At 57.5% G+C, this 23,297-nt stretch carries 17 protein-coding genes; 10 read left to right on the forward strand and 7 right to left on the reverse strand.

The window, feature by feature from the left end; translation table 11 throughout:
- Positions 1 to 109 precede the first annotated feature (109 nt).
- A complete protein-coding gene (locus AC0ZWN_RS07365; protein WP_476334564.1) occupies positions 110 to 751 on the forward strand; it encodes a DUF1345 domain-containing protein in 642 nt (213 codons plus the stop codon).
- 264 nt (positions 752 to 1,015) lie between these two features.
- Complete coding sequence (locus AC0ZWN_RS07370) at positions 1,016 to 1,504, forward strand: hypothetical protein (RefSeq protein WP_476334565.1); 489 nt, start codon at positions 1,016 to 1,018, stop codon at positions 1,502 to 1,504.
- A 57-nt stretch (positions 1,505 to 1,561) separates the two neighbouring features.
- Here AC0ZWN_RS07370 and AC0ZWN_RS07375 read toward each other — a convergent pair whose 3' ends face one another.
- The 3 genes from AC0ZWN_RS07375 to AC0ZWN_RS07385 form a co-directional block, all read right to left on the reverse strand.
- Complete coding sequence (locus tag AC0ZWN_RS07375) at positions 1,562 to 3,811, reverse strand: autotransporter outer membrane beta-barrel domain-containing protein (protein WP_476334566.1); 2,250 nt, start codon at positions 3,809 to 3,811, stop codon at positions 1,562 to 1,564.
- A 208-nt stretch (positions 3,812 to 4,019) separates the two neighbouring features.
- Entirely contained in the window at positions 4,020 to 6,071 is a 2,052-nt protein-coding gene (locus AC0ZWN_RS07380; protein ID WP_476334567.1) for a hypothetical protein, read from the reverse strand.
- Positions 6,072 to 6,158: 87 nt separating this feature from the next.
- The gene (locus tag AC0ZWN_RS07385) at positions 6,159 to 6,962 is read right to left on the reverse strand and encodes a hypothetical protein (protein ID WP_460128972.1); all 804 of its coding nucleotides are present in this window, start codon (positions 6,960 to 6,962) and stop codon (positions 6,159 to 6,161) included.
- 216 nt (positions 6,963 to 7,178) lie between these two features.
- Between AC0ZWN_RS07385 and AC0ZWN_RS07390 the strand changes: the two genes are divergently transcribed.
- From AC0ZWN_RS07390 to AC0ZWN_RS07410, 5 genes are all read left to right on the forward strand, one after another.
- On the forward strand, positions 7,179 to 8,207 hold the full coding sequence (locus tag AC0ZWN_RS07390; RefSeq protein ID WP_476334568.1) for a LacI family DNA-binding transcriptional regulator: 1,029 nt from the start codon (positions 7,179 to 7,181) through the stop codon (positions 8,205 to 8,207).
- Positions 8,208 to 8,289: 82 nt separating this feature from the next.
- The gene (locus AC0ZWN_RS07395) at positions 8,290 to 9,072 is read left to right on the forward strand and encodes a sugar phosphate isomerase/epimerase family protein (RefSeq protein ID WP_476334569.1); all 783 of its coding nucleotides are present in this window, start codon (positions 8,290 to 8,292) and stop codon (positions 9,070 to 9,072) included.
- Positions 9,065 to 10,093 carry a sugar kinase gene (locus tag AC0ZWN_RS07400; protein WP_476334570.1) on the forward strand — a complete coding sequence of 343 codons (1,029 nt, stop codon included), beginning with the start codon at positions 9,065 to 9,067 and terminating at the stop codon, positions 10,091 to 10,093. The genes AC0ZWN_RS07395 and AC0ZWN_RS07400 overlap by 8 nt, the downstream gene beginning before the upstream one ends.
- Before the next feature lie 48 nt (positions 10,094 to 10,141).
- On the forward strand, positions 10,142 to 11,440 hold the full coding sequence (locus AC0ZWN_RS07405; protein ID WP_476334571.1) for an MFS transporter: 1,299 nt from the start codon (positions 10,142 to 10,144) through the stop codon (positions 11,438 to 11,440).
- Positions 11,441 to 11,453: 13 nt separating this feature from the next.
- Positions 11,454 to 12,431 (forward strand): 2-hydroxyacid dehydrogenase, encoded by a 978-nt coding sequence (locus tag AC0ZWN_RS07410; protein WP_460091058.1) that lies wholly within the window; start codon positions 11,454 to 11,456, stop codon positions 12,429 to 12,431.
- A 117-nt stretch (positions 12,432 to 12,548) separates the two neighbouring features.
- On the opposite strand, the gene AC0ZWN_RS07415 is transcribed toward AC0ZWN_RS07410, so the two are convergent.
- The 4 genes from AC0ZWN_RS07415 to AC0ZWN_RS07430 all read right to left on the reverse strand — a co-directional run bounded on the left by AC0ZWN_RS07415 (position 12,549) and on the right by AC0ZWN_RS07430 (position 18,147).
- Positions 12,549 to 13,736: a pyridoxal phosphate-dependent aminotransferase gene (locus tag AC0ZWN_RS07415; protein WP_186621448.1), complete on the reverse strand. Its 1,188-nt coding sequence runs from the start codon at positions 13,734 to 13,736 to the stop codon at positions 12,549 to 12,551.
- 41 nt (positions 13,737 to 13,777) lie between these two features.
- Positions 13,778 to 15,403, reverse strand: a complete 1,626-nt coding sequence (locus AC0ZWN_RS07420) for a methyl-accepting chemotaxis protein (RefSeq protein WP_095050896.1) — start codon at positions 15,401 to 15,403, stop codon at positions 13,778 to 13,780.
- A gap of 236 nt (positions 15,404 to 15,639) precedes the next feature.
- Entirely contained in the window at positions 15,640 to 16,779 is a 1,140-nt protein-coding gene (locus tag AC0ZWN_RS07425) for a glycerate kinase (protein ID WP_476334573.1), read from the reverse strand.
- A 246-nt stretch (positions 16,780 to 17,025) separates the two neighbouring features.
- On the reverse strand, positions 17,026 to 18,147 hold the full coding sequence (locus AC0ZWN_RS07430) for a sugar diacid recognition domain-containing protein (RefSeq protein WP_476334574.1): 1,122 nt from the start codon (positions 18,145 to 18,147) through the stop codon (positions 17,026 to 17,028).
- Positions 18,148 to 18,318: 171 nt separating this feature from the next.
- Between AC0ZWN_RS07430 and AC0ZWN_RS07435 the strand changes: the two genes are divergently transcribed.
- The 3 genes from AC0ZWN_RS07435 (at position 18,319) to AC0ZWN_RS07445 (ending at position 23,204) form a co-directional block, all read left to right on the forward strand.
- Positions 18,319 to 19,629 carry an MFS transporter gene (locus tag AC0ZWN_RS07435; protein ID WP_476334576.1) on the forward strand — a complete coding sequence of 437 codons (1,311 nt, stop codon included), beginning with the start codon at positions 18,319 to 18,321 and terminating at the stop codon, positions 19,627 to 19,629.
- 334 nt (positions 19,630 to 19,963) lie between these two features.
- Positions 19,964 to 20,977 (forward strand): aldo/keto reductase, encoded by a 1,014-nt coding sequence (locus AC0ZWN_RS07440; RefSeq protein ID WP_476334577.1) that lies wholly within the window; start codon positions 19,964 to 19,966, stop codon positions 20,975 to 20,977.
- 112 nt (positions 20,978 to 21,089) lie between these two features.
- Positions 21,090 to 23,204: an acyltransferase family protein gene (locus AC0ZWN_RS07445; protein WP_476334579.1), complete on the forward strand. Its 2,115-nt coding sequence runs from the start codon at positions 21,090 to 21,092 to the stop codon at positions 23,202 to 23,204.
- The last annotated feature ends 93 nt before the right edge of the window (positions 23,205 to 23,297 follow it).

The following is a 23,297-nucleotide window of genomic DNA, read 5'->3' on the forward strand; positions in this document are numbered from 1 at the left end:
TTCGCGAGCAGGCACGCTCCCACAGAGATTCTGCAAACATCCAGCACTGTGGTCACACCGGCCATCGCTGGGCTAAGGTGTCTGAACCACCCTGGCCCATCGAGTCCCCATGCGCTTCCTCGCCCGCACCCACCCTCGCCTGTCCGCCGCCGCCCTCCTCGGCCTCGCCAGCGGTTTGCTGGCCCCCGCCGATTCCATCGTCAGCAAAATCCTCATCGGCTGGAACGCCGGTGTCTGGACTTACCTGATCCTGATGTTCTGGCTGACCGTGCGCGCCAAGGCGCCGGACGTCAAACGTATCGCTGAGGTCGAAGACGAAAATGCCGGGCTGGTGCTTTTCGTGGTGTGCATCGCTGCACTGGCCAGTCTGGCGACCATCACCTTCGAACTCGCGGGCAGCAAAGATCTGGAAACCACGCCCAAGCTCATGCACTACGGTTTTACCGCGCTGACGGTAATCGGTTCGTGGCTGCTGATCGGGGTGATTTTCTGCGTTCACTACGCGAGGTTGTATTACACCTGGGATGGCAAGGAGCCGGCGTTGCGTTTTGCTGAAGGGCTTACCACGCCCAACTATTGGGACTTCCTGTACTTCTCGTTCACCATCGGCGTGGCGGTGCAGACGGCGGATGTAGGTGTTGCAACGCGGGATATTCGCAAAATCGTTTTGGCGCAATCACTGATCGGGTTTGTGTTCAACACGGCTATTTTGGGATTTTCAATCAATATTGCGGCGGGACTGTTTGGCTGATTATTTTATTGTCCACAGAGACCGTCCTTCCAAGCGGGCGGCGCAGATCCGCTAACCTGATGATCGGGAGCCTGACCCGTTTAAATCACGTTCCCCATCAAAACTAACCTTCGCCAATAACCAAATTTCGGAAACCACACTTCTGGCCAACTGTAAACTGTCAAGTCTGACAGTTTACAGTTGGCCTCATTAGCGCTCTGATAGCTCATCCCGAAAGTTTCCTTTAATCACGGGATATCTCGTCATGACATGGAGACCGCAAAAATGATCAATAAAATTCTCAAACGTAGAAATGCAATCGGCACAGGTGAGTGTGTAGGGACAATCAACGCCGTAGAACAGTTTGAAGCAAGCCTGGTTGAACTCTCCGAGCAAACCTTCCCGCTGCCGCATGGTGAGGCCTACGTAATGTTTGCTCGTCAGCGTAAAACGGACTTTACGACCAAAGAAATCACCCTGTCCTTCTCCAAAAACCTGCCGAATGACAGCTACGAACTGACACCAACATCCCATGAGGTTCGCCTGACATTTGTCGACAACAGCGATCCAGCCAAGCCTGTAACTTATACTCAGCGTTCGGGGACAACCATCATCGCTTATGATCCTGATTCCGCTACTCTTTCCGGGAACTTGAACAACGTCGTGGTGGAGAATCGAGACGACGATGTGGAGAAAGAACTAACCTTGGAGGTTAGATTCGCAGCAAAGGGAGACATCATGAAATTGCGTGGATATCGGTTGATCGCCGCATAACCATAATACCGGCAAACAAAAAAAAGGAAGCTTTTGCTTCCTTTTTTATTGCCTCGTTCACCAGATATAGCGAATTCCGATGTTGGCACCCAAGGGCTGCTCAAAGTACCGGCCGTTGCTGTACTCGAAATCGGCATGCACGCTGAAACTCCTGGCTATCGCTACAGCGACGCCAGCACCCAGTTCCCCACGAGAGCCGGACAGGTCATTGTTGAACACATTGTTATTCACCTGGACTTCATTGTTCTTTGCAAACTCATGTGCCCAGGCAAGTCGAATATAAGGTTGTAAAATCCGCTCCTGATCCAGTTCGATATTTCGACCGGCAGTAACACCCACTTTACCGATGAATGAACGAGTTCGATCACCTTCTGCCTGCAGGTCATTACTCAAGGAATAGTCCTTGCCCTCAATGACCACTGCAGACCATTGCGTGTAGGGTTCCAGGAAGTTTCCGTCAGCAAGACTGATGTGTTTACCGATTTCCACCGAACCACCGACCCCGGAATTGTCGTAGTCACCCTTGGCCCGCGTTCCATCACTCAGCCCTACCTTGGCATCATTGTTGAAGCGGTTGGCCTTCAATACTCCATCAAAGTAATAACCGGTTTGCGCATCCAGCCAGGTCACATAACCACCCACATAGTAGCTGTCCACGCTCCCGGAGGTGCCTGCGTCAAGATCGAGGTCGGATTGACTCTGACCTGCCATCACCCCGACCAGCCACTGCCCGTCACCCACCGGTAGCGGCGCATCCGCCCCTAAAGTAAACCCGCTCTGACGTTGCTGATAGCCGACACCCGAGCCATCGGCGATGTTGTACTTGTTGGTGTAAGTACGCCCCCACGCGCCGGATTGACCACCGTTGAAGCGCAATTCGCCCATACGCGTGCGCAATGAAGTCAATTCGCCCAGCCATACCGTTGAGGCCGTGTTGAACAGGGCGAGTACGGAGCGAGCCCCAGGACTGATGGTCCGCGTAGTGGGATCGAGTATCCAGTCGTTGCCACTTTTCGCCAGACCATAGGAATACGTCCCCAGATCGACATCACGGCTCATGAAAAACCGAGCGTCGCCGCCTGCGGTTTGCACCACGCGGACAGGTTGTCCGCTAGCAGGGTCAAGCCCACTGCTGGCGATCAGCAGTTCATGTGTCCCTTGGGCGGTGCCCGTGATATTCAACACATCCGTTTCACCCGTGGTGAAGTTGGTGCCCATCACAAAACGGCCATTGCCAGACAAGGACGTTACGTTGAGTTGATAAAAGGCGTCGGTAGCCCCGAAGACCACCGAGCCACCGTTGTTCAGGCTCAACTGGTCGATACTGCTATTACCCGTCAGTACCCACTGGGAACTGTCATTGATCGTGGCACTGGCCACATTTTGCAATTGGCCTGTCAGCTTCGAGTTGTTTTGCAGAGTCAACGTTGTGGTGCTGCCCTGCTCCGTGACGATGTCACCATTGAGCGTACTGTCGTTGACCACCAGCGAGGCATCCGCCCCGCCTCGGACATCCAGTAAGGTGCCGTTGCCAGCGAGCAAGCGCGAGTTGGTCAACGTAATGGCCGCCGTGGAATCCGTGGTGTTAGCCAAGTCGACCAGAATGGCAGCGCCGGTTTTGCCTTGCACTGTAGTGTTCTCAAGATTCAACGTCGCCGGTTGAACCTGATTGAGATCGGCATCGATGACGACGCCTTCTCGACCACCAATGATAGAGCTGTTTCGGGCCGTGGCTTGACCGCTATTCAGCCGAAGTCCGTAGCTGCTGGCTCCGGTGCCGAGAAGGTCGGAATCGCTGAGGTTCAGGACGCTGAAGGCACTGACCAACGCTCCCCCGGTCACACCAGTGATCTTCGTGCCATTGGTAACAGAAACATTGGAGCCGTCCTGTGTATTGGCATCGCGAACCACTTGGAGTCCAACACGATTTCCGGTAATCGAACTGCTGTCGATCGTCGCTTGAGAGCTACTTAAAAAGACCGCCGCCAAGCCCCCGGTAGCCGAAACGGTCGCATTGCTCAGATTGACCGTTGACCCTTCGCGAGCCGAGATCTGCTGCGTTGTGCTACCAGGATTCACGATCAATGTTGAATTTTCAGAGTTGATGGCCAGCGTTTGCGCGCCGTTGACTGTCAGCGTGGCGTTCTGGGAAAGGTCCCAGCGTTCCGGCGTGCCGCCGTTTACCGTTTCCTCGCGGCCCACCACCGGAGCCGCGCTGGCGCAGGCACTCAAAATTGCCAACAACGATGGGCTCAAAACTATGTAACGCCGCGAACGGCCTGGACCCGACAATGACTTACCCCGCATAGTGAATACCTGCTGTCTGACTGGTGAAATGGCAGTCGTAGCCATTCCTGGAGGGGCGCAAGGCTATAGAGAAGACTCATAAATTTATGTAGGAGTTATCCTCAATTAGTTGGCGAAAATTCTTTCGGGCTAAAAGTTTTAATATCAGATGTAAGTAATCGGAGGAGGCGGTCACAAACTTTGCGATCGCCCCCCCAAAAATCATCCATCATGGATTTGGCACGGGAATAAATTCCTCACAAAAACGACCTTGACTGTCATCCAGATCCAGCGTGCTCTCAGCAGGCAGCGAGTCTGGTGTCGGATTATTACCAGCTCCCCCGCGGGAAATGGAATAAGTCAACCTGCCAAGCTGCATATGAGCCGGTTTGAAATCTTCCTCGTAATCACCAATATTGATTAGCGCACCATCGGTAGGAAATGTCCCCGAGATTGGGTAAGTCGCCGTTGCATCAGTATTGGGAATAGGTTTCGTCGGCTCCGCCCGCTCAAATGCCTGATACTTCAAAGTAATGGTTTCACCATCGACCGTAAACGTATTGGGCAATACACGAACGAGCAAATTTCGTCTCGCGGTACCATCATTTGGGACAGTCTCCGTAGGGAAGTTCAAGGTGGAGCATCCAATCCTTCTTACCGACCCCGCCAGACCCAATATTACCGGCGCAGCCATTTCAATCGGGAATGGGTCGACCGGGATATCCCTCGGTCTCGACGGAGTTGGGTTGTTCGAGCCCGGAATGTAGAGGGTATACCGTAGAACCTTGGGCCCACTTTCCTGCTGTTGAATAACAGACCACGGAATGACATGAGTTATTTCCTTGCCCTCTTGACCTGTTGTTAACGGGATGGGGTCGCCAATCTGGATGTCGTCATAAAACAGATCGATCAGCCAACCTTCCTCTGTCGGAGGGGCAGCAAAAAGTTTGATAGTCGCAGTAATGGCGTTATCTCCGTAATCACCCTCCTCGATTGCGTTGTCAGTGCCCGCAGTTGTCTTCAGCGTTGGCGCCTCCAGACCAATGGTTATTGGATCCGGACCGATATATGAAATATCAACATCGATTTCAACGTTTGAGTCAGCCAACGGACGGATACCACGAAACATATTGAAACTGACATTGGTTTTAACGATGCCATCGGTATCGCCGTATACCTGCTTGACCAGATCATAGGGGGCGTAAAACGTCAGTTCGGTATTGGCACCCACGCGCTGCTCGGTGCCTACCTGTTGCCCCCCCCAGTAGCCGGCAATCGTATCCGCTGGAGCATTGGGAGTAGGCACTTTGACCTTGAACTCCACACCTTGAGAATCAAACTGAGTGTCTGCAAGATCGATCAAGTTGTCGCCATCGGTACCATTTGCCAGCGTGACAATCGGTGGTACCACCGTATCGGGATCGGGATCCTTGGCATGTTGAACGGTACGCTGACTGAAGTTTGATCGGCGCCCTTCATTTCCTGGCAGATCTTTGGACACATAAATAAGCTGATGAGGACCATCAGCGGCATCGACAAACACTTTGACTTCAATTGCAGCTTCCCGAGCCGTCGACAGTACAGCATTAAATACGGGAGTATCGCGGCCGGGATCCGGCGCAGGCCCGAAGAAAAATCTGTAAACGTCAGTTGCCTCGTAGTTTGCGGGAATCGCGGGCTTGACGATGATATGGGTTTTGCCTTCGAGGTAGGCTTCATCAATGGGAACAGTCGGCCCTAAATCGGCAGGCCATGTAGGCGCTCCGGGGTTTCGGTCGGAGCCGGGCGGGGTTTTTACTTTGTAGGGCGGTGTAAGATCGATGGCGAAGGTAGCGGTACTGGATGCGACATCATTAATACCGCCAGCAAAGAAAATATATCGGAACTCCCATTGGGTAGGCGCTTCGGGCGTAAGCTCCTCTCTAAACAAGCTGCGTCGAATCTTGTAGGGCACCGTCCAGTCTCGACCAGTGACCGCACCGGGAATGATATACGGAGAGTCTGGATCAGCTGAATCAACAACGTCCAGCCACGTCGTCGTACCTGCTATTCGAATCTGTGGTTGAAATGAATCATCGTCGTCCTCAATTACCGGCTTTGGCACCACATATTCCAAATCACCGTTAAGAGAAGCAATCGGGATGCGCAAATCAGGAAGTAGTGTTTGCGCAGGGAATGTAACAGCCAATGGCGGATCCGCATCCACAGCGTTATGCACGGTGGACCTTGCTTTCAGCGCCGCCAGCCTGGACAGGTGTGCCTTTTTAACTATAGCGTTCATGGTTCTCTCCATACGTCTGCATATCAGGAAATCTTTCTAGTCTCTTGGTTATCCCACACTTATTACTTACCACTTTCGCTCCATACTTTACGGCCCGCATGGAAATTCCTCGCCAACAACTATTCGATCAATTTTAACCACTCTGACTTTGGAGACTCCAATGAGTCTCCGGCCGCGAAAAACCCGATACTGAACGAGCGCTGAAGAGTTCTTCACCATGGGTTTTATATGAACATCGTAAGGCTCGATCACCAGCGAGTACCCGTCTTTTATATCATTCTCGCTCAGTGGAAAACGGATACTTTTCTTGCGAGCCCTAACGTACTCCACATTACTTCCGTTTAAACTTGGATAACCTCTCCAAAGCAACTCAACTCGATCTCCAACTTTGAATCCCGACAAGGGGGGAACAGATACTTTAACGCCCTCCCATAAAGGCGGAGATGTGTCGCAGTTCAGATATCCATGGTCATCTTTATCCGGGCAATCCGGCTTCTCGAGATCTCGTGGAATGGGGGTGTGATCAATTGTTAGATTGCGAGGATCTGACTTTGAGAGTTGATCCGCAGTATCCAAAACCTCGTAGCGCAACTGACCAACGCCGTTAACCTGCAGAAAGCTCGCATCGATACGAATAATAAATTCTGGCTGGATGTCCGCTGCTGTGTAGATATTTTCGATCTTGAACAGCGGCTGCCCTGGCTGATCAAAGTAAACCGTTAAAATGTCCCTATCATCAGGCAGCGTTGCGTAACTGGGCCACAGGGGAATGACCACGTCGATTCCTGCCAGTAACAAATCCAGCGGGATATATCCGTCCGGGTCAATATCGGCATCTTCTACACCGATGACTCTCGGTGGATTAAAGTTTAGCGGCCCTCGATTAGACATACGTCAAAGCCCCTTAATACCTATTGGAATTGATGAAAAGCCTCGGTCCGATTAGACGTCGTGTCAGACTTCTTGCCTACTGTCATATCTGACAGGTATTTCGACCGCCTGTCGGAATATCGCCCTGTCAGCAGATAAAATCGCTTGACGACTTTCCTGCAAATCGGATCTCCTGAAACCGGTTTCAGCGCATTCCTATAACAACAAGGTTCATTAATGAACGACTTCTCAACCGCCCAGCGCAGCCGCGTGACCATGCTCGACGTCGCCGGACGCGCCGGCGTGTCCAAGGCCAGCGTCTCGCGCTTCATTGGCGATGATCGCGCCCTGCTCTCCGATGCCATTGCCCTGCGCATCGAGCAAGCCATTGCCGAACTCGGCTATCGCCCTAACCAAATGGCCCGTGGTCTGAAACGCGGACGTACGCGCCTGATCGGCATGTTGGTGGCCGATATTCGTAACCCTTATTCGATTGCCGTGATGCACGGGGTGGAAACCGCCTGCCGAGCGCACGGCTACAGCCTGGTGGTGTGCAACACCGACCGCGATGACGAGCAGGAACGCCAGCATCTGGCCCTGTTGCGCTCGTACAACATCGAAGGGTTGATCGTGAACACCCTTGGCCATCACCGTGACGAACTGCACGAGCTGCGCCGGGAGATGCCGCTGGTGCTGGTGGATCGCAAGGTCGACGGACTGGACAGCGACATGGTTGGGTTGAACAACCCGCAGGCTGTCGGCATGGCGCTTACGCATCTGCAGCAACGTGGCTATCGGGATCTGGTGCTGGTGACTGAACCGTATGACGGCACCAGCTCGCGGATCGAGCGGGTCAGCAGTTTTCAGGCGCAGATCGCGCTGCATTCGAACCTGGCCGGGGCGGTGCTGGAAACCGGCGATGACCTGAACACGCAACTTCAAACCTTTTTAAACACTCCCGGCGACGGCCCGAAAGCATTGTTTTGCGCCAATGGTGTGGCGGCGCTTACTGCCACAACGGCATTGCGGGAGATGGGTGTGCGGTTGTTTGAGGATGTCGGGCTGATTGCCCTGGATGATCTGGATTGGTATCCGTTGGTGGGCAGCGGGATTACCGCGCTGGCTCAGCCGACGCAGGAGATCGGCGCGCGGGCGTTTGAGTGTTTGCTCATGCGCTTGCGTGGGGATGATGAGGTGGCGCGGGTGGTGGATTTTGCGCCGGTGCTGGTTGAGCGTGGGTCAACCCGTGAGGTTGGTAGTGCTTGATCTGACGCCTTCGCGAGCACAACACAGAAACACCTGATATTTTTTTGAACAAAAATGAAACCGGTTTCAGAGGTCAATAACAATGAATAAACCCGACGTTTCCATCAGCCTGTCCAGCTACGGCGCCGAGCTTGTGCGTCAGCGCGGGCAGGATGCTTTCATTGATGTTCTGGCTGCCGCCGGGGCCAATCGCATCGAATGGCGCGAAGAGCTGCTGACGCGCGAAGACCCGGCGCAACTGGCGCAGGCCACGCAGGCGCAGGGCTTGCTAAGCATCTATTCCTCGCCGACCGAACTGTGGCTGGCCGGGCAGGCGCAGCCCAATCCCGAGTTGATCACCGCACTGCAACAAGCCGAAGCGTTCGACTCGAAATGGCTGAAAGTCTCCCTCGGCTACTTCACCGACACCAACGATCTGCAAGCCCTGGCCGAACGCTTGAAGCTCAGCCCGGTGCAGTTGCTGGTGGAAAACGACCAGACCCTGCACGGCGGTCGGATCGAGCCATTTCAGCGCTTCTTCGCCGCCGTCGAGCAGCACAACGTGCCAATCAAGATGACCTTCGACATCGGCAACTGGCAGTGGCAGGACCAGTCCGCTGCCAGCGCCGCCCGCCTGCTCGGCCGGCATGTCGGTTATGTGCACTGCAAAGCCGTGGCCCGTCGCGCCGACGGCAAACTGGTGGCGGTGCCGCCGGCCGTCAGTGACCTGCATCTATGGGAACAACTGTTGCGGCACATGGCCCAAGGCGTTATGCGCGCCGCCGAATATCCGTTGCAGGGCGATGATCTGGTGCAACTGACCACCGAGCACGTCGCCGCCCTCGCCCGCCTCGGCCAATCGCGTCTGGAGCCTGCTCATGTCTGAGATCGATATTCTTTCGTTCGGCGAAACCATGGCGATGCTGGTCGCCGAGCAGACCGGTGATCTGGCGGCGGTCGAGCACTTTCACAAGCGTATCGCCGGGGCCGACAGCAATGTCGCGATCGGGCTGTCGCGCCTGGGTTTCAACGTCGCGTGGCTGAGCCGGGTCGGCAATGATTCGCTCGGACGCTTTGTGGTCGAGACCTTGATCAAGGAGGGTCTGGATTGCAGTCACGTCGACGTCGACAAACAGCACCCGACCGGGTTCCAGTTCAAATCGCGCAATGATGATGGCAGCGATCCGCAGGTCGAGTATTTCCGGCGCGGTTCGGCGGCCAGTCATTTGTCGCCACAGTCGATCACGGCCAACCTGTTGAGCGCCCGCCATCTGCATGCCACCGGCATTCCTCCAGCGCTCTCGGCCTCGACGCGAGAGATGTCCTTTGAATTGATGACACGCATGCGCAACGCCGGACGCAGCGTGTCGTTCGATCCCAATCTGCGCCCGAGCCTGTGGGCCAGCGAGGGCGAAATGATCGGCGAGATCAACCGCCTCGCCGCCCTCGCCCATTGGGTGCTGCCGGGGTTGAGCGAAGGTCGTTTGCTCACCGGTTTCGAAGATCCTGCGGACATTGCTGCGTTTTATCTTGATCAAGGTGCAGAGGCCGTGGCGATCAAGCTTGGCCCGGAAGGCGCTTATTACCGAACGCATCTGGCATCGGGATTTGTCGCCGGTGTGCCGGTGGCGCATGTCGTCGATACGGTCGGTGCCGGTGATGGTTTTGCGGTGGGGATGATCAGTGCCCTGCTTGAACACCAGAGTTTTGCCGAGGCAGTGCAGCGTGCGAACTGGATTGGCAGTCGGGCGGTGCAGAGTCGCGGGGATATGGAGGGCCTTCCAACTCGGGCTGAACTCCTCACTGAATTCGAAGGCGCCGATCGCGAGCAGGCTCACTCCTACAAGGGAACGCATTTCAAATGTAGGAGTGAGCCTGCTCGCGATGGGGCCGTCACAGACAACTGATCAATTGAACCTGCTGCGACAAAAACAACAAGCTCAGGAGCAAGACCCATGAAAACCGCAACCCTCGCCACCCGCCGCTGGTGGTACATCATGCCTATCGTGTTCATCACCTACAGCCTGGCGTATCTGGATCGCGCCAACTACGGCTTCGCCGCCGCATCGGGCATGGCCGAAGACCTGATGATCACCCCGGGCCTGTCATCGCTGCTCGGTGCGCTGTTCTTCCTCGGTTACTTTTTCTTCCAGGTGCCGGGTGCGATCTACGCGCAAAAACACAGCGTGAAGAAGCTGATTTTCGTCAGCCTGATTCTCTGGGGCGGCCTCGCCACGTTGACCGGCGTGGTCTCCAACGCCTATTGGCTGATCGTCATCCGCTTCATGCTCGGCGTGGTTGAAGCGGCGGTGATGCCAGCGATGCTGGTGTATCTGTGCCATTGGTTTACCCGTGCCGAACGCTCACGGGCCAACACCTTCCTGATCCTCGGCAACCCGGTGACGATGCTGTGGATGTCGGTGGTTTCGGGGTATCTGGTGCAGCATTTCAGCTGGCGCTGGATGTTCATCATCGAGGGCCTGCCGGCGGTGCTGTGGGCGTTTATCTGGTGGCGTCTGGCCGATGATCGTCCAGCGCAGGCCAAGTGGCTCAACGAGCAGGAAAAGCAGGATCTGGAAAGCGCACTGGCTGCTGAACAGGTCGGTATCAAAGCAGTGAAGAACTACGCCGAGGCATTCCGTTCGCCGAAGGTGATCATTCTCGCGCTGCAGTTTTTCTGCTGGAGCATCGGCGTTTACGGCTTTGTACTGTGGCTGCCATCGATTCTCAAGGCCGGCGCGCAAATGGACATGATCGAGGCCGGCTGGCTGTCGGCGCTGCCGTATCTGGCGGCGGTGATCGGCATGCTCGTGGTGTCGTGGGGTTCGGACAAGTTGCAGAAGCGCAAACGCTTTGTCTGGCCACCGCTGCTGATCGCCTCCATCGCGTTTTACGGTTCCTACGCCCTGGGCGCAGAACACTTCTGGTGGTCGTACACGCTGCTGGTGATTGCCGGCGCCTGCATGTACGCACCTTACGGTCCGTTCTTTGCCATCGTCCCGGAGATTCTTCCGGCCAACGTCGCTGGTGGCGCGATGGCACTGATCAACAGCATGGGCGCACTCGGCTCGTTCGGCGGCTCGTATCTGGTCGGTTATTTGAACAGCTCCACCGGTTCGCCCGGCGCTTCTTACCTGCTGATGAGCGGCGCGTTGCTGCTGTCGGTGGTGCTGACGATTTTTCTCAAGCCCGGCGCCAGTGATCGCGTCGTTGCCAAAGCCGTCGCCACGCCTGCCGTGCCGGCGCATTCCTGAAGAGATTTTTGCCATGAAAAAACAGGTCGTGTTGTACAAGAAACTTTCGCCCGTGCTGATGGCGCGTTTGCAGGAACAGTGCGAAGTCACGCTGATCGAAAGCCTCGATGCCGACGGTCTGATGCAACTGCGCGACGCCCTGCCCCGCGCCCACGGTTTGCTCGGCGCCAGCCTGAAGCTCGATGCCGCGTTGCTTGATCTGGCGCCGCAACTCGAAGCTATCGCTAGCGTCTCAGTCGGCGTCGATAACTACGACATCGATTACCTGAGTCAGCGCAAGATCTTGCTGAGCAACACCCCGGACGTGCTCACCGAAACCACCGCAGACACCGGTTTCGCCCTGATCCTCGCCGCCGCGCGGCGTGTGGTGGAACTGGCGAACATGGTGCGCAGCGGCCAATGGAGCCGCAATATCGGCCCGGCGCATTTCGGCACCGATGTGCATGGCAAGACGTTGGGGATTATCGGCATGGGCCGCATCGGCGAAGCGCTGGCGCAGCGTGGGCATTTCGGGTTCGGCATGCCGGTGATCTATCACAGCCAGTCGCGCAAACCGGCGGTCGAAGCGCGATTCGATGCGCACTATCGCAGCCTGGAAGATCTGCTCAAGCAGGCCGATTTCATTTGCCTGACGTTGCCGCTGACGGCGCAGACCGAAGGTTTGATCGGCACCGAGCAGTTTGCACTGATGCGCCCGGAAAGCATCTTCATCAATATCTCGCGGGGCAAGGTGGTCGATGAGGCGGCGATGATCGATGCGCTGCGTCATCAACGGATTCGAGCGGCGGGGCTGGATGTGTTTGAGCGTGAGCCGTTGCAGCATGACTCGCCGCTGTTGCAGCTCAATAATGTGGTGGCGACACCGCACATGGGTTCGGCGACGCATGAGACGCGCGAGGCGATGGCGCGGTGTGCGGTGGAGAATCTGTTGGCTGCGTTGAGTGGGGAGAAGCCGGCGAATCTGGTGAATCCATTGGCATGGCAGGGCTGAACTCTAGGGTGGCAGTCATGCCGCCTTCGCGAGCAAGCTCGCTCCCACAGGGGAATGCATATCCAATGTGGGAGCGAGCTTGCTCGCGAAGAGGCCGGGACAGGTAACCCAAAACCATCAGGCACTACGCGCCTGTAACAGCTGCGCCGCACACAAGGCAATCCGCGCACAGGCATCCGCGAGTTTCACCCGATCGACCACCAAACCAATGCGGATATGCCCCGCCGCGCTCGGCCCGAACGCTTCACCGGCGAGGACCGAAACCCCATAGCCCTCCAGTAACCGTTCGGCAAACGCCTGTGCGCCGAGACCGGTCTGGCGCACATCGACCATCACGAACATGCCACCATCCGGACGGATCGGATACAGCCCCGGGCAACCGCTCAAACGTTCGCACACCAGATCCCGGCGCAGGCGATATTCCTCGCGCATCTGCGTCACTTCCGGCAGGTCTGACTGCAACGCAATCTCTGCGGCTTTCTGCACAAAATCCGGCAGGCCAAACAACATGCTCAGCGACAAATTGACCAAATGCTCGGCCAACGACTTCGGCCCGATCATCCAGCCGATGCGCCAGCCGGTCATGGCGTGGGATTTCGACAGGCTGTTGATCGTCGCCGTGCGCTCGGCCATGCCCGGCAGACTCGCCGGGCTGACGTGCTGACCTTCGTAAAGCAAATCGCTGTAGACCTCGTCGCTGATCAGCCACAAGTCATGGCGGATGCACAGCGCCGCCAGTTCTTGCCAGATCAGCAGTGACAGGCTCGCGCCGCTGGGGTTGTTCGGACTGTTGAGCAGCATGGCGCGGGTTTTCGGGGTGATACGCGCGGCGACGTCGACCGGATCGACACGAAAACCGTTTTCCGGGCGCACCGGCACCGGCACCACCGTCGCGCCACACGCGCCAAACACGCCTTCGTAGGTGACGTACATGGGTTCGGCGACGATCACTTCATCGCCGGGATCGAGCAGACATTGCGCCACCGAATACACCGCGCATTGCGCGCCGGGCATGACGATCACGTGGTCGGCATCCACCGCTTGCCCGCTACGCCGACGATGGCGGTCGGCAATCAGCTGACGCAGCGCCAGACGACCACGCACTTCGGAATAATGGGTATCGCCCGCCAGCAAACTGTCGATCGCGCCGTGGACAATCGGCAGCGGTGTATCGAAATCCGGGTCGCCCACGCTCAGCAGCAGGATATCGACACCCTCGGCGCGCAGCTCCAGCGCTCGGTCGTGAATCTGCCAGGCAGCGGCTCCCTCCCCGGCGATTCGTTGGGTCAAGGCTGAATAGCGCATGTACGTCTCCTGATTGCGCGGTCTCCAGCCTTCACCGTATCTCAAATCACGAAACGCGCCACCATCGCATTCAAATCCACCGCCAGACGCGACAGTTCGTGGGTCGCGGCGCTGGTCTGGTTGGCCCCGGCGGCCGATTGCGTGGCCAGATCGCGGATGTTGACCAGGTTGCGGTCGACTTCGCGCGAGACTTGCGCCTGCTCTTCCGAGGCGCTGGCGATCACCAGGTTGCGTTCGTTGATCTGATGGATCGACTGGGTGATCTGCTCCAGCGCAACCCCAGCGGCGCGGGCCATTTCCAGGGTGGTCTGGGTGCGCTGGTTGCTTTGCTGCATCGACGACACCGCTTCGCCGGTGCCGTTCTGGATGCCGGCGACCATTTTTTCGATTTCCTGGGTCGACTGCGCGGTGCGATGAGCCAATGCCCGAACCTCGTCCGCGACCACGGCAAAACCGCGCCCGGCCTCACCGGCGCGGGCGGCTTCGATCGCTGCGTTGAGGGCCAGCAGGTTGGTCTGTTCGGCGATGGCGCGGATCACATCGAGCACTTTGCCGATATCACGGCCCTGCGCGGCCAAGCCTTCGATCATCTGCGCGGTGTTCTGCACGTCGTGGGTCATGGTCTGGATCGCGTCGACGGTTTTCACCACTTGATCGCGACCTTCGCGGGCGGCGTGGGTCGACTGGTTCGAGGCTTCGGAGGTCGACACGGCGTTGCGCGCCACTTCTTCGACAGCGGCGGTCATCTCGTTGACGGCGGTGGCGGCTTGCTCGATTTCGTTGTTCTGCTGCTGCAGGCCACGGGAGGCTTCTTCGGTCACCGCGCTGAGTTCTTCGGCAGCGGCGCCCAGTTGTGTGGCGGAACCGGCGATCTGTTCGATGGTTTTGCGCAGGTTGCTCTGCATGGTGGCGAGCGCCTGCAGCAACTGCGTCGCTTCGTCCTTGCCGTCGACTTCGATGGTTTTGCTCAGGTTACCGTCGGCAATGGTTTGCGCGGCCAGTACGGCGCGGTTCAGCGGGGTGACGATGCTGCGGGTCAGCAGCCAGGCCAGTAGCACGGTGGCCAGCGCTGCGATCACGGCAACGATGATGATCCCGGTCACGGCGCTGTCGTAGTGTTCACCAGCCTTGGTGGCCGCCGTTTTCGCATCGGTCGTGTTGATTGCAATCAGCTTGTTGAGCTGCTCGCCCATCTGGTCGGTACCCTCCTTGATCCGCGTGTTGATCAGGGTGCGCATCTCGTCGAGTTTGTCCTGACGCGACAGCTCAATCATCTGACTCTGCGCTTGCAGGTAGTTGTCCAGGGTGGTTGAGAAGGTCTGGTAGATTTCACGTTCTTCAGGGCCTGCCGGCAGCGCGGCATAGCTGGCTTGAGCCTTGCGCGCCTTGTCGACCAGCACGGCAATGCGCGTTTGCGCCTCTTGCAGGCTGGCCGGCTCGCGATTGACCAGTACACGGAACGACAGGATGCGCATGCGCAGGACGTTTTCCGTTACCGCACTGAGGTGGGTGACACTGGGCAATTGCGTCGAGTCCATATCGATCGAAGCCTGACGGATGATCGACATGCGATTGACGGCGAACACACCGAGTACGATCACCAGCAAGGCGATAAAGGCAAAACCGAGAAAGGCACGGGGCGCGATATTCAGGTTACGCAGGGACATAGTTGAGCTCTCGAAAGATAGAAACTACGAGCGTCCATGCGTCATCACTGGCCCGAGGGGGCGGGCTCAGTCCGGCGTCACTGTTTTAGGAAGTTATGTGCGCGCCTGTTAGCTGTATCGGCCAGGCTTTAGGAAGATTGCGGGTCAATAGCAACTATTTTTCCGGGTGTTACAACAATGAAACACTGTTGATCGCTTGGTGTAAGAGCTGCCGAAGGGGTAGATCCCGATCTGATTCAACATTTGGCGGCGAGCTGCCAGACACGGGCGATATCGGTGGCGCGTTCGCGCAACAGGCGCGGAGCTTCGGCGCAGGCCTGTTCCAGCGTCATTGGGCCGCTGGTCACGGCGAATGCCGCATCGATACCGTGATTGTAGAGGTCTTGATAACCCTCGCCCAATGTCCCGGCGATGACAATCACCGGCACGTCGTGCTGCCTGGCAATCCGCGCAACACCGAACGGGGTCTTGCCGCGCAACGTCTGCGCATCGAATCGCCCTTCTCCGGTGATCACCAGATCAGCGCCTTTGACCGCTTCGGCGAGGCCGACCAGTTCGGCAACCACTTCAACCCCGGCTTGAAACTGCGCGCCGAGAAAAGCCTTGGCCGCAAAGCCCAAACCTCCCGCCGCTCCGCTGCCTGGTTCGTCGCGGACATCTTTGCCCAACGCCTGCGCACACAGTTCGGCGAAGTGCCCTAACGCCTGATCGAGTTGCTGTACTTGCGCCGGCGACGCACCTTTCTGCGGGCCGAAAATCGCCGAGGCACCGTGTGGGCCACACAGCGGATTGTTCACATCAGCGGCGATATCGAAACGCACCTGCGCCAGCCGCGGGTCGAGTTCGCTCAAGTCCAAGCGTGCCAGTTGCGCCAGGGCCAAGCCACCGGCCACCAACGCTTGATTCTGTGCATCGAGCAACTTCACGCCCAGCGCCTGCATCGCCCCGGCGCCACCATCGTTGGTGGCACTGCCGCCAATCGCCAGAATCACCCGTTGCGCGCCGGCATCCAGCGCTGCGCGAATCAGTTCGCCGGTACCGAAGGTGCTGCTGATGCAGGCATCGCGTTGCCCCAGCGGTACCAATTGCAAGCCACTGGCCTCGGCCATTTCGATAATTGCCGTGTGGTTGTGCGGCAACCAGCCCCACGCGGCGTCGACGGCTGTGCCCAGCGGTCCACGCACGCGGGTACGGCGCAGTTCGCCTTCGCAGGCAGCCAGAATCGATTCGACCGTGCCTTCGCCGCCATCAGCCATCGGGCATTTGATCATCGTTGCCTGCGGCCAGATCTGGGCCAGGCCGAGGGCAATGGCTTCGGCGACGCCTTGGGCACTGAGGCTGTCCTTGAACGAGTCGGGGGCGATGACGATCTTCATGGGAATTCTCCGGTTGCAATGCCCCTCATGCTGCCAGTCGGCCTGCGCCTTGACGCCTGTCCGCTGCACAAGTGGCGGGGGCGTTTATTGTTCATTTTCACAAAGACAGGGAAAGTGGCGGTGAATGTTCGGCCGCCATCGCTGGCAAGCCAGCTCCCACAGGGATTGTCGGTGAACACAAATGTAGTGAACACCATCAACCCTTGTGGGAGCTGGCTTGCCAGCGATGGCGGCCTCAAAATCACCTCACGCCGACAGATCTGTCTGGGGTAACAGCTGCACCCCAAGATACAGCGCCAGCATCCCATCGAGCCGCAGCGGATCAACCCCACTCAACTCGGCAATCCGCTCCATCCGATAACGCAAACTATTGCGATGAATGCCCAAGGCATCGGCACAGGCCTGACTCTGGCCATCGTGCTCGCACCAACTGCGCAACGTCGCCAGCAACTGGCCGTTGCCGTCCTTGGCGATCACCTTGCGCAGCGGTTTGAGCAATTCGTCCAGTGCATCATCGTTACGATGCCGCCACAACATCACTGGCAATCGATAACGGTTCAGCGTCAGCAATCGCGAATGCGGCAACACTTCGCGACCATAGGCGAGCAAGTCGCCCACGCGGCGATAACAACGGCGCAGCCCGGCGAGTCCATCGGCCTGCCCGCCCACGGCAATGCGCAGAATCTTCCAGCCGAGGCTGTCGAGTTTTTCCAGCAAGCGATCATGCTCGACGTTTTGACTTGCCGGGCGGCACCACAACAGCGATGACTTCGCCGAACTCACGCACCAGCTATCGGGATAACGCGACGTCAGCCAGGCACTCAACGCCTCGACGGTTTGCCCAGGTCCATGTTCAAGGCCCAGCTCGAACAGATACGGCACTCGCGTCAATTGCGGCTTGAGCCCAAGTTGCTGCGCCTCATCGACCAGACGCGGCGAGTCCCCCGCCTCGCTCAACAGCAGCGCCAGCAAATCATCACAACGCTGGCGCCGCCATTGTTGCTCGGCCTGTTGATTGCGCTGGCCAACGAGCATTTCGGCGGTCATGCGCACCAGTTCGGCGTAAGTGCGCAACTGCTCCGGTTCGCCAGTGATGCCAAGTACTCCGATCAAGCGCTGATCGAGCAACAGCGGCAGGTTGATCCCCGGTTGCACGCCCTTCAAATGCACGGCGGTCTGCGCGTCGATCTCGACCACGCGACCGTTGGCCAGCACCAGTTGCGCGCCTTCGTGACGAGTATTGATGCGCTCCGGTTCGCCACTGCCGAGGATCAACCCCTGGCTGTCCATGACGTTGACGTTGTAGGGCAAAATGGCCATGGCCCGGTCGACGATATCCTGGGCGAGGTCGTGATCGAGTTCAAACATAGCGGCGGCAATCCTTGATTTATGGCACTGGCGGTTGTTCACCCGCACAGGGTCTGACGGTAAACCCTGTGCGCAGGCACAAAGACAATCCAGCCAAAGGTGACCGAGACTCTCGGGGCGATCAACGTTACCCTTTGCATCGCAAAAAATCATAATAAAGAGAGAGCCGCTATGTCGCAGAGCGCCGCAGCTACCCAGACCATCGATGACGGTAAAAACGCCGTTTATAAACGCATCACCCTGCGTTTGATCCCCTTCATTTTCATCTGCTACTTGTTCAACTACCTCGACCGGGTCAACGTTGGATTTGCCAAATTGCAGATGCTTGATGCCCTGAAATTCAGCGAAACCGTGTACGGCCTCGGTGCCGGTATCTTCTTCATCGGCTACGTGCTGTGCGGCGTGCCGAGCAATCTGGCGTTGACCAGATTCGGCCCACGGCGCTGGATCGCGCTGATGATGATCACCTGGGGCACGCTGTCGACCTGCCTGTTGTTCGTCACCACCCCGACCGAGTTCTACACCCTGCGCCTGTTCACCGGTGCGGCTGAAGCCGGGTTCTTCCCGGGCGTCGTGCTGTACCTCTCGCAGTGGTTTCCGACCTTCCGCCGTGGCCGGATCATGGCGCTGTTCATGTCGGCGATCCCGGTGTCCGGTTTGCTCGGTAGCCCTTTCTCGGGCTGGATCCTCAATCACTTTGCTGCAGGCCAGGGCGGTCTGGCCGGTTGGCAGTGGATGTTCTTGCTGCAAGGCATTCCAACGGTAATCCTCGGCGCCCTCGCCTGGTTCCTGCTGAGCGACAGCTTCGCCAACGCCAAGTGGCTGAGCCCGCATGAGCGTGCAGTGCTGGAAGCGGATCAGGCCGAAGATTTGGCGAACAAACCGAAAACCACCTCCGACTCGCTGCTGGCGGTGTTCAAGAAGCCGGCGATCTGGGCATTTGGCCTGATCTACTTCTGCATCCAGAGCGGCGTGTACGCGATCAACTTCTGGTTGCCGTCGATTATCAAGAACCTTGGCTTCAGCGATAACCTGGTGATTGGCTGGCTGAGTGCGATTCCTTATCTGCTGGCGGCGGTGTTCATGCTGGTGGTCGGGCGCTCGGCGGACCTTCGTAAAGAACGTCGCTGGCATTTGGTGGTGCCGATGCTGATGGGCGCGATCGGTCTGGTGATTGCGGTGAATTTTGCGGCTAATCCGGCGATTGCGATTCTCGGTCTGACCATTGCCACCATGGGCGCGTTGACGGGTCTGCCGATGTTCTGGCCGGTGCCGACGGCGATGTTGAGCGCGGGCGCTGCGGCTGGTGGTTTGGCGTTGATCAACTCGATGGGGCAGATGGCTGGGTTTCTCAGTCCGTATCTGGTGGGTTGGGTCAAGGACAGCACGGGTTCGACGGATGCGGCGTTGTATTTGCTGGCGGGTATAATTGTGGGCGGGAGTCTACTGGCGTTGCGCATGACGCGGACGTTGCGGGCTTGAGTTTTTGATGCACGGAAGAACGGCCCTTTTCAGGGTCGTTTTTTATTGGGGGTTCGGCTTGGTTTTTGTAGTGTTCTGGAGACCTTTGCCCCCTCACCCCAGCCCTCTCCCCCAGGGGGGCGAGGGGGAAAGGGAGCCGATTGCCGGGCTATTCAGGATCTGAATTCGACTCGGTATTGCATGTCGGTGTACCTCTTTGAAACACCTCGGTCGGTCCCCTCTCCCTCCGGGAGAGGGTTAGGGTGAGGGCTGCGTTTAGCCAATAATTCACTTTGCCGCATTGCACGCTTCTGGTATTTGATTAACCCTTTCCCACCGACAAAAGGATTTCGGCATGAGCTTTCGCACTCTCGGGCACTCAGGGTTACAGGTGTCCACCCTCACCCTCGGCACGATGATGTTTGGCGAGCAGACCAGCGCAGAGGATTCGCTGCGCATCATCGACAAGGCCTGGGATCAGGGGATCAATTTCATCGACACCGCCGATGTCTACACCAACGGCCGCTCCGAAGAGATCGTCGGTGAAGCAATTGCCCGGCATCGGCATGAATGGGTGCTGGCGACCAAGGTCGGTTTCGGCCCGGTGGACGGCGTGCCAAACCGCAGCGGCTTGAGCCGCAAACATATCTTCAATGGCATCGATGCCAGCCTGACCCGGCTCGGCACCGACTATCTCGACATTTATTACCTGCACCGTGAAGACCACAACACACCGCTTGAAGTCAGCGTGTCGGCGATTGGCGATCTGATCCGTCAGGGCAAGATTCGCTACTGGGGCTTGTCCAACTATCGCGGCTGGCGGATCGCCGAGGTGATTCGTATCGCCGATAAACTCGGTGTTGACCGCCCGGTGATCAGCCAGCCGCTGTACAACATCGTCAACCGTCAGGCCGAGACCGAGCAGATCACAGCAGCGCAAAGCTATGGCCTTGGTGTGGTGCCTTACAGTCCGCTGGCCCGGGGCGTGCTGAGCGGCAAATACGCACCGGACGCCAAACCGGACGCCAACAGCCGCGCCGGACGTCAGGACAAGCGCATTCTGGAAACCGAATGGCGCGTCGAGTCGCTGCGTATTGCCCAACAGATTCAGCAGTACACCGAGCAGCGCGGCGTCGGAACTGTGGAGTTTGCGATCGCTTGGGTGTTGAACAACAGTGCCGTGACGTCGGCGATCGTCGGCCCGCGGACGGAGCAGCAATGGGATGCGTACACCAAGGCGCAGGCCGTGAAGATCAGCGCTGAAGATGAGGCATTTATCGATTCGCTGGTCACGCCAGGGCACTCATCGACACCTGGATTCAACGATGTGAGTCATTTTGTGTCGGGGCGTAAACCAAACCAGGCTTGAGTTTGCCCGCCTCCCTTCGACAGCCGACACCCTCGGCTGTTTTTTCAGCGGTCAAAGCGCGATCAAACGGAATGAGTTGATTGATCGTTCAGAAATAACCAAGGACTGATAAATGCCCAATCGCCCCATTGCGGTTTCCAGCAAGCTTTTGCGCAGTCTGCTGTTCAAACTGCCAGGCGATAAACTGCGCGATCCCTCTTCGTCGCAAGTAAACGCCACTACCGGCAAGCGCAAACCATCGATTGAATACCGTGCGGATATTGACGGACTGCGCGCAATCGCGGTGTTGTTGGTATTGATTTTTCACGGTGGTCTGACGTTTTTTCCGTCCGGTTTTATTGGCGTCGATATCTTCTTCGTGATCTCGGGGTATCTGACGACCGCGATCATCATGAAATCGCTGAACAACGGCACGTTCACTTTCTCGGGGTTCTACACGCGTCGAATCTGGCGCTTGCAACCGGCCGTGATTGCGTTGCTGGTCGTAACGCTGATAGTCAGCACGCTGCTGTATTTGCCCGATGACTATGTCGATTTTCTCAAAAGCGAAAAGTACACGTCGTTAATCATCTCCAACCAATACTTTTCCAAAGTGACAACGGGTTACGCCACGCCGGATACGGCGAGCCTGCCACTGCTGCACACCTGGTCACTGGCCATCGAATGGCAGTGGTATCTGGCCCTGCCGCTGGGCCTCTGGTTGCTTAACCGCTATCTTGCAAAAAGCGTTTTCAAAGCGGCGGTGCTCAGTTTGACCCTGGCGGCAATGGCGCTCGCGCTGTACCTGTCTTACACCAATCCAGAAAAAAATTACTACTTCTTCACCGCGCGAATTTTCGAATTGATGATTGGCTCCTGCGCAGTCATCTTCGGCACAGGCAAGTTCAGGCTCAATCGCCTGAGCGCCTCTCTGGTCTGTGCACTTGCGCTTGTCACCATTATCTATTGCGCCACCCTCGACGATATCCTGCCGGGCTTCCCGCAGTACCACGCCATTGCCGTGTGCCTGGCCACTGCAGCGTTGTTGTTTCAGGGTATTGGTGATGCGAGCATCACCTCGAAACTGCTGGCCTTCAAACCGCTGGTGTTTATCGGCACGCTCTCGTACTCCTTGTATTTGTGGCACTGGCCGATACTGGCGGTGATGAGTTACATGGGCATCGCCCTCACCCTGCCGATGACCATCTTTTACTTTGTTTCGACGTTCGTTATGGCCTGGCTCTGCTATGTGCTGGTCGAAAACCGGTTTCGAAAGGCCAGGCTCGGCTTTGCCAAAACGCTGGTCGTGCTGATGATCGTACCGGCTATCGGTCTGTCGCTGCTCCACGCTGCCAGCATCAGGCATGAAGGCTGGCCCGACCGTTTCAACCAAGGCTATAACGAGGTGTTCAATGGCTTGAAAGCCTCTGTTCCAGCCAATCGGGAAGGATGCCTGGGCGTCAGCGATGGCGCCGATCCTGGCTGCATATCAGGCGCCGTGCAGGCCGCGCCGCAAATATTGCTGATGGGCGATTCGTTTTCGAATCATTACTGGGGTTTCGTTGAAACACTGGCCAGGGATGCCAACCTTGCCGTCCTCACACAGGGCTACCCGGCGTGCCTGGCCTTGCCCGGGATCTACCTCTATGACGAGAGTAAATACACGAACGGGCTGTATCAAAAATGCCATAACGCCACTCAACGCTATTACGAGATGATTGCGAAGCAGCATTTCAAGTATGTGATCGTGGGTCAGTTCTGGGAGGCCTATCTCGACGACGACATCGTCACCAGACGGGACGACCCGCGCAGCCCGGAACTGTCGCAACAACGCCTCGGCACCGCGATCCGCAAGGCGCTGGACAAGATTGTCGAGTCAGGCGCTACGCCGGTCCTTCTGGAAAACACGCTGCCCATGCCTGCCGGGATCAACACCTGCCTGCTGCAACAGGTCAAGTTGCGCGGCTTGATGGGCAGTGCCGAGCAAAGCAGTATCTGCGCCACAGCGCCATGGTCAGGTGCCAAAGAGCCGGTGCTGGAAAAACTCTTCAATGACCTGAAGGCTGAATATCCCGGTTTGATCGTCATTGACCCGAAAATCGTGCAATGCAAAGACGACGCGTGTATGACCACCGTCGATGGCTTGCCGGTCTATCGTGATATTGGTCACGTCACCGATTACGCCTCTTACAAGTTCGGCGAGATGTACCTCAAGCGCTTCGGTAATCCGTTGAAGGTTGCTCAGTAATGTTTTCCTGGCACTGACTACGCTTGTGGAGGAATGGCCGCAGGCTGCGATCTTCGACTTTTAAAGGCAAGACCAAAAGATCGCAGTGTGCGG

The sequence above is a fragment of the Pseudomonas sp. 3B-A001-10F genome, assembly GCF_056313565.1.